This window comes from Anabaenopsis elenkinii CCIBt3563 (genome assembly GCF_015245355.1).
GTDB lineage: Bacteria > Cyanobacteriota > Cyanobacteriia > Cyanobacteriales > Nostocaceae > Anabaenopsis > Anabaenopsis elenkinii.
This window is the reverse complement of sequence record NZ_CP063311.1, coordinates 1,507,391-1,521,687: the sequence shown is the minus strand read 5'-3', so window position 1 is coordinate 1,521,687 and position 14,297 is coordinate 1,507,391. Positions and strand designations below refer to the sequence as shown.

Here is a 14,297-nt window from a genome sequence, read left to right as displayed (position 1 = left end):
CAAACTAAGCTTGTGGGTCCAGGAAGCGATTATAGTAGACAAACCGATAAAATTTTTCTTCATGTTGGCCATCCATTTTGACCGTGTGAAAAGTCAAAACGTAATTATGCTTTAAGGATATTTGTTTTGAGGAATTTAACCGGGAACCGTTAACTTCTATGTAATTGTGAAATTTGTTCTGAGGAACTAAAACCACCTCGCGCTGCTTCACTATTAAGTCTGCCATGTGTGGAGCAACTCCAGGCAGATAAATATGTGCCTTATCCATCCCTGAGCCAATGGTTACCTTACCATTGCTGGGTAATTGAATTGATAAACCTTCTTCAATATCCTCAGCTTCGCCATCGCTGACAAATCTTAATAGGGATTTATCTATATATGGTGATGTTTTTTGCCAATTTTCTAATACTAGTTCACCATCCTCATCATGACTATACTCATCTTGTTTAAACCGTGTATACTCAAAACCTGTACCAGCTCTTAAAGCCGCCATATAGCTGGGAGAATTAGTCACACTAAAAACTATCCCCAGCACTAACCCTAAAACCGCGAAACCTAAAGGGTCTTCAATACTTCTAAATTCCGCCGTTGATGTCCCTGAAGCACCACGGATGACCTCAAAAAGTGCCGCAGCCAATAGACTGGCCGCCATCGCCCCAACACAGCTAGTGGTTAAGCGTTTGCGGAACCGTTTCGGGTCTCCCGCTTCCATACTGTGCCAACGCCAGCTTAAACCTTCAGCAATCCCCACCGCAGCACCAATTACCAACCATCCCAAAGTTCTCACAAATGCACTGGGAACCCCCAGCACCGGTAAAAAGAGAACCTGGGAAATTACACCACCAATCAACCCAGCTAAACTACCCAAACCCAGAGCAATTAATAAAGGTCTCTTGACAATGCGCAAGTTGAGTTTATACCTGGTGGGGTTGCTGATAAATATTTCATTCATCACCATACCCGCCGCTAAAGATATAGCTACACAGGGAAATAACACAATTTCGGGAAACTGTCTTAATATCCCCAAGTCGGTGAGGAAGAATTGACCCAAATTCCAGCCGATTAAAGCTGATGTGAGTCCAGCCAAAATGTACAGGTAGATTCTCACTTTATCTTACACTCCCATCGGGGTAAATTTTTATGTGTACGGACACTTTCTGGATAACTATTAAACAGAGGGAACACCAAAATCAAGTCCCCTCCCCTTACAAGGGGAGGGTTAGGGTGGGGTGAAACAATTTTGATACCCTAATCATAAGATTTTTAACATCCTCTTCACCTTGATGCTACACGGGGAGCCGGGGGTTAGAAACCCCCGTCTCAAAGCTAAAGTCAGATAAATCTGACTAGGAGATTATGTATTTGATGGTCTTGAGCGAATGCGATCGCTGCAAACAGATCCCCATTCCATATAACCCTCCTCTTACAAGGGGAGGTTTAGGGTGGGGTGAAACAATTTTGATACCCTAATCATAAGATTTCCAACATCCTCTTCACCCCAATTTAGTATAAAAGTGTATGTAATAGTGCATGAAATACCCCCCCAACCCAAGAACCCGGACTTATCCGGGATCTGGATCTAAACTGGTTAGGCGATCGCATTGGGGTTAATTTTACCCAGTCCTTTGGAAAGCAACGGATTATGAGTATATTATTTGTATTATTTGGATTTTTTGTATAAAAATAAAAATTTATGTTTAAGTAGCATAGTTTGATGTGTTATGCTGATCTATAACCTATATTGGGTTATTATAGTTAATAATTGAGTTGTTGTTTATCAAAGGTAGGTATAGCGTTGAATACTGAAAAACCAAAACTACCAATAAATCAAATTATTTTAGGAGATTGCACAACATTATTAAAAAAAATGCCAGAGGAGTGTGTTGATTTAGTTATATCTTCACCTCCATACAATTTAGGAAAGGAATACGAAGCAAGACAAGCTCTTGATAGTTATCTAGAGGAACAAAAAATTGTCCTGAGAGAGTGCAGCCGTATTCTTAAAAAAACAGGTTCTCTATTTTGGCAGGTAGGGGCTTTTTCTGATAAAGGTACAATTATCCCTCTTGATATCCGCTTCTTTCCAATACTAGAATCATTTGGTTTGTTACCTAGAAATCGAATTATCTGGGCTAGACAACATGGGCTTCATGCTCAAAAAAAATTTTCTTGTAGACATGAGACAATTCTCTGGTTTACCAAAACTAATGAATATACATTTAATTTAGATGCTATAAGGGTTCCACAAAAATATCAAAATAAAAAATATTATCGAGGAACTCGTAAGGGAGAATTATCATGTAATCCAGATGGTAAAAATCCTGGAGACATTTGGTTATTTCGGAATGTGAAACACAATCATGAAGAACAAACAATACATCCTTGCCAATTTCCAGAGGATTTGATATCCAGAATTGTATTAGCTACAACCCAAGAAGGTGATTTAGTCTTTGATCCATATATGGGAGCGGGGACAGTAGCAGTTGTATCTAAAAACCATAGCCGAGACTTTATCGGTACGGAAATAGATCCAAAATATCATCAAGTAGCACTTCGGCGACTCAGTGGAAAACCTGATCAAAAAGGCTATTTTCCCAACCTAAAAACCTTACGGGATTACGTTGAGCTTACAGGTGAGCCAATCGAAAAATTTAGATTTGATGTGCAAGTTGGAGAAAGAGCATCAGATAGAAGCAAAGCAAAGATATATCCCGAAGAGTACCATTTACAGGAAATGTACGAGCGATTGCTGTATGAGGAAGCAGCTTTTTCAGCTACTTTGCAAGGTGAAGATATTCCCATAGATCCAAAACTCAATGGAAATGGTCAAAAAAAATCAGATAAAAGCCCAAAAAATCAACTTGAGTTAGAATTGTTCTAAGGATTTAGTTACATTATTTAGTTAGATTATTTCAATTTTATAACGCTTACTTGCATATCTATTCGGAATTAGTTGACATTTACAATTAACTTGGCTCTGAGCAATTCTAGAGTGTCTTGTACTCTGATATACAGTGTAAATGGCTGATATATTTACATTTGTTGGCTCGAATAATCCCATAAGCCTAATTGGTATGTCAAAAACATTATTGTCTATTAAAGCACTTAATTGTTTAACAGCTTGTTCGTAGTACAAAGTACTGTTAGCAGCAGGGAATATTTGAGCTTTTGTAATAATAAGTAATAGCTTTGTAGGGGTTCCTACAAACTCAGTACTGCTTTTAAAGAACAATTCTGAGCGTAATAGATTGTTTAAAAGAAATGGATAGTTGGAAAATTGGCTCTCTAAAATAATACCCGATTTACCAAAATCAACGTCTTTTCCCAAAAACTTGTATTTTTGGGGAATGGGGATATTACTATGCCATTCTAAATTGACCAATGCATTTTTTATATATTGATTGCTTGCTACAGGATCAAAAATAGGCTTACCTTGAATTTTTGCCTGATCAGAAGCCTTGATATGCAAAGGCATTTTATTCAAACTAGTACTAATTTCGCTCCATTCAGATTGATACTGTGTATTGATAATATGATCAGCATTGTTAAAATCTAAAAATTCAATAATAATAATTAATTCTCCTCATTTTCTTCCAGCAATGTTTTTATAAATGTTTCTGGTTCAACCTGAAGGGCTTCCGCTATTTCTAAGAACTCAATTAGATCCAAACGGCGTTCACCACGTTCATACTTTGAGACGTATGATTGTGGACGGGAAAGCTTTGACGATAGCTGAGATTGAGTCAACCCGGCGGATTGGCGAGCTTTGATCAGTAACTGGCGAAATCGATTATACCTTTGGGTAAAAACTGATTTAGACACATGAATTTAATTTGCTTTCTGCAACGGTTTACTTAATTTCAAGTCTTGAAATCAAGATTTCCTCAGATTTTAAAACCTAGTATGGGATTAACCCAAAATAGGTTTTTTACCCTGTCATCACTAGGGTTTGTAACAGAAAGTCTTTTCCTGGGGGAACAGAGAAACGGAGGAAGCAACAAAATCAAGTCCCCTCCCCTGATAAGGGGAGGGTTAGGGTGGGGTGAAACTAAATTGGTAAGGCGATCGCATTGGGGTTAATTTTACGCAATTTTATAATAAACTCAAGGCTTCAATTGCCATCATCACCTCATCCCATAAACGTTGTCTTGCTGACAGGGCTTCATAGGCGGCGATCGCCCTTTGCTCCCACTTATCTGATGATGTGAAAAGTCCGGGATCTTGCAGCTACAGTGAGTTTAAAAACTCAGAAGGCTATTGTTACCTGTTACCTGTTACCTGTTACCCATTCCTCATTCCCTGTTACCTGTTCGGTGTGTTCCCTGTTCCCTAAGATAAAAATTACCTGTGGAAAACTTATCAAACATCCTCTCAAAAGATTCGCTTAATTGAGTTGTTTAATACTTTCCAAACATCCTCTAAGTTATAATTAAAAAACATCCCGTATTCTCGTCTTAACCAACCAACTGTAATAAATGCTAATAATACCAAAACAGGTAATAAAATTTCATTATTGATCTTAAACTTTACTAATCTTGTAATTGTCTCTACTGGGCTAATTTTTCTTTTAAAAGTTAGACCTAAAATAGTGGGTGAATATGGTTCATTACTAGGGTTAGGACAAGCCCCTAAAAATACATTTTTAGAAACTATAGCATCACTGACCTGATAGAAGTAGGCAGATAAATCATATTCTTGTAGTAACTCGAATAATTGCGCCAAAGGCTTGTAGTAAGATAACTTGTAGGAATCATCAATAACAAATTGCCGACACATAATTAACTCTTGCCAAATCTTTTGGGGGAAATTCAAATTATCAAATTGTTTGGCATCAGTATCTGATTGTTGATGAATTAATTCCAAATCATAGCGCACATCATTAATCAACCGATGACGAAAAACAGCCCAAGCACTACCTTTAACCAGTAACCAATTTATAGACTCCGGGGAAATGTGCTTTTGGAGTAACTTAGGTAAAAGTAATTTAATTCCCTTGGCTAGTTGCTCTTGGGGAAAATAATCACCGATCGCACCTTGAAACTGTAAAGAAGTATTGTGATATTCACTGGGTTGTTTACCAGGCTGAATATTTAACCACCCTAGAAACTCTGGTAAAGTTTCCGGGATGACTATGGCGCGCAGGGTCATGAGTCGCGCTAAGGGAGAGCTATAGATTTTTTCAGTAATGGCGGTGGTTGCACCCTGGGCATCAAATAAGCTGTACCATTCTTGTGTATTCAGTTGTTGATTTTCTAAGGTGTCAATAATTGTCTTTACAGCTGGGGGTTTAACTTGTGAGATATTGATTAAGCTTTGAATGGCGGCTTTAATGGCTTTTTTAGTCGATGCTGTTTCAATAATCTGTTTTGCCAAAATCTCACAGGCTTTTAGGGAAGCGGGTTGGATGATCTGAAAACTGTGGGGTTTTACCAGTGCTTCTACATTAAACGCCCAGGAAATGGGTTGAGTTTGATCTAGATTATGTTTCTTAATGGCTAGGGTATTAACAGTTATTAAGTTATACTGCTGTGGTTGCAATAATGTGGGTTTTGTAGTTACTAGTTCCAGATCCTTAGCTGTGGGGTCTAGGTCAGATGAACGAGCCAAAGCTGGGTCAAAATATGCACATTCCCCTATGTATTTACCATCAAAGGGGTTAAATGTGGGTTTTCCCTGACTTTCCCACCAAGCTAGGAGATGGCGCAGGTTATTAGCTCCGGGGGTGAAAAAATAACGATAGAAAGTAAATTTGTAGCCGCCTTCATCCCTTGCTTGTGTGACCACAGCCATCACAGTCCAAGTCTCTTCCCCAGTCCCCACCACTCGGCCAATAATGGCGGGTTGCTCGTCGGAAGCTCCTCCTGTGGTGGCAAATTCTTGGTTAGCAAGGGAACACTCTATAACCGGGGGAATGGGGTCTAGGGTGGCGTTGATATATTTACCGGTAAATTCTAGAGATACCCAACCACCGTTAGGGTTTTTTTCTACTTTAATTCCGGTGCTAAATTCATGAATTGGAATCATGGTTATTATGTATTTGTATTTCCACCATTTTTAAAGTAAATAAAGTACACACATTAAGATTATAAATCTTGTGGGGTGGGCATCTTGCCCGCCCTTTTCTAAGAGGATGTTTGATAAGGTATGATTAGTGTATCAAATATTGTTTTACCCCACCCTAACCCTCCCCTTGTAAGGCTATTCATTACTCACATCTTTCTTAACAATCTTGAAACATTTATGTGGCAATGGTTTCAACGCTTGAAAATTTCCCTACTCTTGACAAAATGTACCTTATTATTCTTGATAAAACCCTTATTTTATTGAGAATCATCAACGGAGGATTAAGGTTTGGGGGTTTGCGAGCGATCGCTCTCACGAATGTTAAGAAAGATCCGGGTAATGGATAGGAGGGGACTGGATTTTATTGTTTCGGTGTGTTCCCCAATCCTTCCCAATCCTTCCCAATCCTTCGGTGTGTTCCCTGTTCCCTGTTCCCTAATATAAACATTACCTGTTTAATACTTTCCAAACATCCTCTAAATTGCTTTTCCAGTCACTCCAGATCCCCGACTTCTTGGAGAAGTCAGGGATTTAAATTGGTTAGGCGATCGCATTGGGGTTAATTTTACCCAATCCTAGGTTTTAGGGGCGATCGCATTTATTGACATCCAGGTTAAATATTACACACCTGCTTCAGTAAATGCTTGGTTCAAAGCATCAATCAAATCCAAGGTTTCTGACCATTGTGCAAGGTAAGCGTAGTCCAAAGTTTCTGCTTGCAACTTCAGTATCCCCAAGACATCACGCCACTGTTTTTCCGATTGACTCCTCCTACCCCACCGTAACTTCTGTAAAATTGTATCTTCTGGGGAAGCCACCCAAAACCCAGGTATGCCTTCTAAATCGATGAGTCTGCGACGTGCCATCTGAGACACTGCAAATGGTGAAACATCAGTAATATATAAGTCTGCATTTGCAATAGTTTCAGTATGGGTGATATTCAGCATTCTTTCACTGCCTTGCTTTAAACCCTCAACCGCACCTGGGGGACAATAGTATCCCGCACCTTCAAGTGTCGCCACCAACACATCGATTTGGTCAGATTCGACTGAAATTACCAAATCTAGATCACGAGTGGAACGAGGTTCACCGTGCAGCGAAGATGCAACACCACCACTTACATAGTAAGGAATATTCGTGGACTCAAAAATTATGTGTAATTCTCCAGCCAACGAGATTGAATCCTGAATCCACATATTTTCATCATTACCTTGGGGGTGAAAATCAACCCTAAATTTTTCTGCTAATACAGCACGGGTAAAAACACGACGAATTTCCTCTACAGAGGCGCCACGATGTCGGGATTTAATTCCTACAAGGCACAGTTTTTTCACTCCACGCTCATGAGCAACCAACATTTCTAAACGTTGTTTGAGGGAGAGTTGTCGCAGGCGAGCAAATAAATATTTATCTGCCTCAATGTTCGTATCACTAGACTGTGGCTGGTAATTCAGTTTTGAGACCGTAGGAAGGGAACTCTGTTCAGGAATTAAGGGGGGTAATTCAGATGGGGATTCAACTTCATCTTTTGCCTTCACTTCCCCTTGCTCCTGCGTTGAACCTCTTCCCCCAATTAAATCGGTGCTTGGGGACATACAACCTCTAACTTCCGAATCAAACCTATGGTCGCATAAAAATCATACAATAAAATCATACAATAAAAGACCCACATCAATATGTTCCCTGAGCGTAGTCGAAGGGAACATCAAGGGGGCGATCGCGGTTTCGACTTCCCTCAACCACCGAAATCAGTTCCCTGAGTGTAGTCGAAGGAATACAAAAAATACCCAACCACCATTAGGGGTTCTTTCTACTTTAATTCCGGTGCTAAATTCGTGAATTGGAATCATGATTATTATGTATTTGTATTTCCACCATTTTTAAAGTAAATAAAGTACACACATTAAGATTATAAATCTTGTGGGGTGGGCATCTTGCCCGCCCTTTTCTAAATTGCTTTTCGAGTCACTCCAGATCCCAGAATTTTTGAAAGAAATTCTGACTATCTAAATTGGTTTCCTATATCTTGTTTTAATCGGTTATATGTCTCGCCACTTTTATCTATAATCCCATCTGCTGGTAGTTTTTCTTGAATTTGATACTTATGTATAGCTTCTACTAAATCTTTCTTCTGTTGTTGCGTGAAGTTTTGTAGGTTTTCTATCTTTCCAGTAAGCCCAAGCCGAGTGATTAATAATTGCTCGACACTTCGAGTTAATGGTGACCGTGGTGTTATTTCACGAATTATACTCGTTAAAGAATCTGTGGTTTTTTTGAAGTTTGAGGGATTAAGTGCCTTCTCTATTACATCTGCTTTCAGTGCTTCTGATACCTTATTCTCTAACCTTTTATAGGTTGATCTCATATCAGGTTGATTTGACCACAGGTTAAATTTTTGAGGGTTTCTGGGTGTGTTCAGCTTTTGATGATAAGCAGATATTTTTTGAGATAATCTAATATCATTAATAGCTGACTCAAGTTTAGCAATAATCTCTGTTTCATGGGGTGGGTTAACTGGAGGGTTAATGAGTTTATAATTCAGTTCCTTGAAATCCATCTCTGTTCTAAGTTTTTTGATTACCTCTTCCTGTGGGTATTGTCTGGTGAGGTTGTCAACAATTTTATTAATCTCTTGTTTAGTTTCCGCAATATTTTTAGTTTCATTTTCTAGGGTTTTGATGTCTTCTCGCCATGATGAAAACCCACCCGCTAGATAATAACCGCCAAACCCAGATAAAACTAATAAACTAAAAACTGCTGCAATTGGTACTTTAAACCTGACAATTTTGATAAAAAATTCACTTAAACTAGTTTTTCCGTGAATTTCTAAACCTAAAAAGGTTTCTATAGTCGCAGCTAGGGGAAAAGCTATTTCAAATATTTTTTGAGGTACATATCCCTGACTAACTTGATAAAAGTATGCACATAGTTTATAATATGGTAATAGGTGAAATAATTGGGCTAATCTCGAATATTCCTTGATATAATATGACTGATGAGGATTACCAACAATGGGAATTAACTCTTGCCAAATCTCCAGGGGAAACTTTAAATTATTAAAGTTTTTTGTATCAGCTTTAGATTGTTGATAAATTAATCCTAAATCATAGTAAACATCATTCATAAACTGACTACGACAAACAGCCCACACCCTATCTTTAAGAAATAACCACTGTATGGACTCTGGGGAAATTTCCTCTTTAAGCAGGTAGGGAATAAGTAATTTAATTCCCGCTGTTAATTTCTCTGTGGGGAAATACCCACGGATAGCAACTTGAAACTGTAAAGAGGTCTTTTCCGCCTCACTGGGTTGTTTACCAGGCTGAATATTTAACCACCCTAGAAACTCTGGTAAAGTTTCTGGGATGACTATGGCGCGCAGGGTCATGAGTCGCGCTAAGGGAGAACTATAGATTTTTTCAGTGATGGCGGTGGTTGCACCCTCAGCATCAAATAAGCTGTACCATTCTTGTGTATTCAGTTGTTGATTTTCTAAGGTGTCAATAATTGTCTCTACAGCTGGGGGTTTGACTTGTGAGATATTGATTAAGCTTTGAATGGCGGCTTTAACGGCTTTTTGAGTCGATGCTTTATCAAGAGTCTTTTTTGGTGATACCTGCTCAGGGGTTGCGTCTGTGGGTGAGGGGGGTGGTTGACTAATCTCTGTTTTCAGCGTCTGATTAACTATCTGGTCAATCTCATCAAGTATCTGGTCAGGGATTGCGTCTGTGGGTGACGGGGGTGGTTTACTAATCTCCCTTTCTAAATTCTCATAAGCTCTTAAGAAAGCAGGTTGGATAATCTGAAAACTGTGGGGTTTTTTCAGTGCTTTGACATTAAACGCCCAGGAAATAGGTTGAGTTTGATCTAGATTATATTTCCTAATGGCTAGGGTGTGGACAGTTGTTAAGTTATACTGCTGTGGTTGTAATAATGTGGGCTTTGTAGGTACTAGTTCTAGATTATTGGCTGTGGGGTCATAGTCAGATGGATGAGCCGAGGCTGGGTCAAACTCTGCATATTGACCTATATTTTTACTATCAAAGGGGTTAAATGTGGGTTTTCCCTGACTTTCCCACCAAGCTAGGAGATAGCGCAGGTGATTGGCTCCGGGAGTCAAGAAATAACGATATAAAGATAAAGATAAAGTGCGGCCATTTTTATCCTTTGCTCCTGTAACTACAGCTATCACTCCCCAGGAGTTTTCCCCTGTCCCCACTACTCGCCCAATAATGGCGGGTTCTTTGGTAAAAGCCGCTATTATCAGGGCAAATTCTAGGTTAGCAATGGACTGCTTGACAACCAGGGGGATGGGGTCTAGGGTGGCGTTCATATATTTACCGGTAAATCCCAGGGATACCCAACCACCGTTAGGGGTTTTTTCTACTTTAATTCCGGTGCTAAATTCNTGAATTGGAATCATGGTTATTATGTATTTGTATTTCCACCATTTTTAAAGTAAATAAAGTACACACATTAAGATTATAAATCTTGTGGGGTGGGCATCTTGCCCGCCCTTTTCTAAATTGCTTTTCGAGTCACTCCAGATCCCAGAATTTTTGAAAGAAATTCTGACTATCTAAATTGGTTTCCTATATCTTGTTTTAATCGGTTATATGTCTCGCCACTTTTATCTATAATCCCATCTGCTGGTAGTTTTTCTTGAATTTGATACTTATGTATAGCTTCTACTAAATCTTTCTTCTGTTGTTGCGTGAAGTTTTGTAGGTTTTCTATCTTTCCAGTAAGCCCAAGCCGAGTGATTAATAATTGCTCGACACTTCGAGTTAATGGTGACCGTGGTGTTATTTCACGAATTATACTCGTTAAAGAATCTGTGGTTTTTTTGAAGTTTGAGGGATTAAGTGCCTTCTCTATTACATCTGCTTTCAGTGCTTCTGATACCTTATTCTCTAACCTTTTATAGGTTGATCTCATATCAGGTTGATTTGACCACAGGTTAAATTTTTGAGGGTTTCTGGGTGTGTTCAGCTTTTGATGATAAGCAGATATTTTTTGAGATAATCTAATATCATTAATAGCTGACTCAAGTTTAGCAATAATCTCTGTTTCATGGGGTGGGTTAACTGGAGGGTTAATGAGTTTATAATTCAGTTCCTTGAAATCCATCTCTGTTCTAAGTTTTTTGATTACCTCTTCCTGTGGGTATTGTCTGGTGAGGTTGTCAACAATTTTATTAATCTCTTGTTTAGTTTCCGCAATATTTTTAGTTTCATTTTCTAGGGTTTTGATGTCTTCTCGCCATGATGAAAACCCACCCGCTAGATAATAACCGCCAAACCCAGATAAAACTAATAAACTAAAAACTGCTGCAATTGATACTTTAAACCTGATAAGTTTGATATTCTCACTTAAAGTAATTTCTCTTGTAATTGTTAAACCTAAAAAATTCGCGCTAGTTTCTGCAGTTCCCACATTAGGAAAAGCTTGGTAAAATAATTTTTTATCAACATCTCCCTGACTGATTTGATAAAAGTATATACATAATTGATAATCTTTTAATAGGTAAAATAATTGGGCTAAACTCCAATATTCCTTGATATAATATAACTGAGGAAGATTACCAACAAGGGGAATTAACTCTTGCCACATCTCCAGGGGAAACTTTAAATTATTAAAGTTTTGTCTATAAGCTTTAGATTGTTGATAAATTAATTCCAAGTCATAGCGCACATCATTAATCAACTGACTCCGACAAACAGCCCACACCCTATCTTTAAGAAATAACCAGTGTACGGACTCTGGGGAAATTTCCCCTTTAAGTAAGTAGGGAATAAGTAATTTAATTCCCGCTGTTAATTTCTCTGTGGGGAAATACCCACGGATAGCAACTTGAAACTGTAAAGAGGTCTTTTCCGCCTCACTGGGTTGTTTACCAGGCTGAATATTTAACCACCCTAGAAACTCTGGTAAAGTTTCTGGGATGACTATGGCGCGCAGGGTCATGAGTCGCGCTAAGGGAGAACTATAGATTTTTTCAGTGATGGCGGTGGTTGCACCCTCGGCATCAAATAAGCTGTACCATTCTTGTGTATTCAGTTGTTGATTTTCTAAGGTGTCAATAATTGTCTCTACAGCTGGGGGTTTGACTTGTGAGATATTGATTAAGCTTTGAATGGCGGCTTTAACGGCTTTTTGAGTCGATGCTTTATCAAGGGTCTTTTTTGGTGACACCTGCTCAGGGGTTGGGTCTGTGGGTGATGGGGGTGGTTGACTAATCTCTGTTTTCAGGGTCTGATTAACTATCTGGTCAATCTCATCAAGTATCTGGTCAGGGATTGCGTCTGTGGGTGACTGGGGTAGTTTACTAATCTCCCTTTCTAAATTCTCATAAGCTCTTAAGAAAGCAGGTTGGATAATCTGAAAACTGTGGGGTTTTTTCAGTGCTTCTACATTAAACGCCCAGGAAATAGGTTGAGTTTTATCCAGATTATGTTTCTTAATGGCTAGGGTGTGGATAGTTGTTAAGTTATACTGCTGTGGTTGTAATAATGTGGGCTTTGTAGGTACTAGTTCTAGATTATTGGCTGTGGGGTCATAGTCAGATGGATGAGCCGAGGCTGGGTCAAACTCTGCATATTGACCTATATTTTTACTATCAAAGGGGTTAAATGTGGGTTTTCCCTGACTTTCCCACCAAGCTAGGAGATAGCGCAGGTGATTGGCTCCGGGAGTCAAGAAATAACGATATAAAGATAAAGATAAAGTGCGGCCATTTTTATCCTTTGCTCCTGTAACTACAGCTATCACTCCCCAGGAGTTTTCCCCTGTCCCCACTACTCGCCCAATAATGGCGGGTTCTTTGGTAAAAGCCGCTATTATCACGACAAATTCTAGGTTAGCAATGGACTGCTTAACAACCAGGGGAATGGGGTCTAGGGTGGCGTTCATATATTTACCGGTAAATCCCAGGGATACCCAACCACCGTTAGGGGTTCTTTCTGCTTTAATTCCGGTGCTAAATTCGTGAATTGGAATCATGGTTATTAGGACTTACGCATTGACAAAAAATATGATCTATGGATCATAGATCATGCGATCGCTATTAAGATTAGCAAAAATATGCTCACGTACAACTAAAGTAAACAGATTCCGTTGTATTTCATACCAATTGCTAATTATTTTCTCAGAGCGCATAAACTCCAACTTAACAAAAGCTTGAAGTGAACAAAAGATGTGAGTCTTAATTGCATGAGTATCTCTAACCATGAACCGACAAATTCCACATACTTGTTTTATGGCTCGATGAAAGGTTTCAATTCCCCAATGAGTATCATGAATTGTCATAAATTCATTTCTAGTTATATCCTCGATTCTTTCCTCATCTGGAAGATACAAAATATAGTGTCTAGAGTCTTCTTTTTTAAAGTCTTTCCTAAACAAATTTATAAATCCAAATTCTTTCAGATGAGTCCTTAATCCTTCTTCGGGAATAGCCAGAGTGCTTACTTGACAATACTTGTGTGGCTCATTTGAAACAGTTCTATTTTTTTCAATTCCGAAGAGAAAACCCAATTTCTGGTTTTTTAGAAATTTCAAATTTTCTACTCCTGAATACCAACTATCACCTGTTACAATTCTGGGTTTGACTCCCCAGCTTATTATTTCACTTACCATTTCTCTAAAATAATCGTTCTTTGTTTTTCCCTCCTTTTTATGATATATTCTGTAATTTATTGGCACTGAATTACCATGAATATCACTGTAATATAGAGTGATTAAATTTAAGCCAATGATTGTTTTATGGGCTTTACCTGACCAAAAATAACCGATTAATTCAGCATTTTTGGGGTCGCTGTAAATCTTTTCTATCACTGTATCATCTACACTTAGTATTCCTCCTACCAAGTTAATAACTTTTTCTATAATGTTGAATAAATCTTTCGGTTCATATCGCTCTCTCAGTAAAAAGCGATTCACACTATCATGTGAAACGTCTCCTAATATCTCTGCTAACCTACTGCACCCCCCAAACTTTGGCTCTGACAGTAAAAATAAGGTGTATAGGTCTAGATTGCATTGCGCTGTGGATGGTTTCGTGATTTTTCTAATTGTCTGATACCTAGCAAGTAGACGACCTATATTTATCAATGCACTATTTTGTTATTCTGTCAATGCGTAACTCCTAGTTATTATGTATTTGTATTTCCACCATTTTTAAAGTAAATAAAGTACACACATTAAGATTATAAATCTTGTGGGGTGGGCATCTT

Annotated in this window: 8 protein-coding genes; 1 reads left to right on the top strand and 7 read right to left on the bottom strand. The window is 38.6% G+C overall.

The window, feature by feature from the left end; translation table 11 throughout:
• Nucleotides 1–4: 4 nt before the first annotated feature.
• Nucleotides 5–1,087 carry a hypothetical protein gene (locus tag IM676_RS06855; protein ID WP_225880466.1) on the bottom strand — a complete coding sequence of 361 codons (1,083 nt, stop codon included), beginning with the start codon at nt 1,085–1,087 and terminating at the stop codon, nt 5–7.
• A gap of 708 nt (nt 1,088–1,795) precedes the next feature.
• Between IM676_RS06855 and IM676_RS06850 the strand changes: the two genes are divergently transcribed.
• Nucleotides 1,796–2,881, top strand: a complete 1,086-nt coding sequence (locus tag IM676_RS06850; protein WP_225880465.1) for a DNA-methyltransferase — start codon at nt 1,796–1,798, stop codon at nt 2,879–2,881.
• A 21-nt stretch (nt 2,882–2,902) separates the two neighbouring features.
• Here the strand turns inward: IM676_RS06850 and IM676_RS06845 are convergent, their stop codons facing one another.
• From IM676_RS06845 to IM676_RS06815, 6 genes are all read right to left on the bottom strand, one after another.
• Nucleotides 2,903–3,484, bottom strand: coding sequence for a PDDEXK family nuclease (locus IM676_RS06845; RefSeq protein ID WP_404799827.1), 582 nt, complete (start codon nt 3,482–3,484; stop codon nt 2,903–2,905).
• Nucleotides 3,485–3,573: 89 nt separating this feature from the next.
• Complete coding sequence (locus IM676_RS06840; RefSeq protein ID WP_200989511.1) at nt 3,574–3,822, bottom strand: helix-turn-helix domain-containing protein; 249 nt, start codon at nt 3,820–3,822, stop codon at nt 3,574–3,576.
• A gap of 549 nt (nt 3,823–4,371) precedes the next feature.
• Entirely contained in the window at nt 4,372–6,024 is a 1,653-nt protein-coding gene (locus IM676_RS06835; protein ID WP_200989510.1) for a hypothetical protein, read from the bottom strand.
• A gap of 659 nt (nt 6,025–6,683) precedes the next feature.
• Entirely contained in the window at nt 6,684–7,658 is a 975-nt protein-coding gene (locus tag IM676_RS06830; RefSeq protein WP_225880463.1) for a nucleotidyl transferase AbiEii/AbiGii toxin family protein, read from the bottom strand.
• Between the two features lie 2,980 nt (nt 7,659–10,638).
• Nucleotides 10,639–13,065: a hypothetical protein gene (locus IM676_RS06820; protein WP_200989508.1), complete on the bottom strand. Its 2,427-nt coding sequence runs from the start codon at nt 13,063–13,065 to the stop codon at nt 10,639–10,641.
• 36 nt (nt 13,066–13,101) lie between these two features.
• Nucleotides 13,102–14,136: an IS701 family transposase gene (locus tag IM676_RS06815; protein WP_200990106.1), complete on the bottom strand. Its 1,035-nt coding sequence runs from the start codon at nt 14,134–14,136 to the stop codon at nt 13,102–13,104.
• Between the last annotated feature and the right edge of the window lie 161 nt (nt 14,137–14,297).

Bases quoted from the DNA above. Each gene is read 5' to 3' on its own strand.
- IM676_RS06820 (WP_200989508.1), bottom strand. From the start codon at position 13,065: ATGATTCCAATTCACGAATTTAGCACCGGAATTAAAGCAGAAAGAACC.
- IM676_RS06830 (WP_225880463.1), bottom strand. From the start codon at position 7,658: ATGTCCCCAAGCACCGATTTAATTGGGGGAAGAGGTTCAACGCAGGAG.
- IM676_RS06835 (WP_200989510.1), bottom strand. From the start codon at position 6,024: ATGATTCCAATTCATGAATTTAGCACCGGAATTAAAGTAGAAAAAAAC.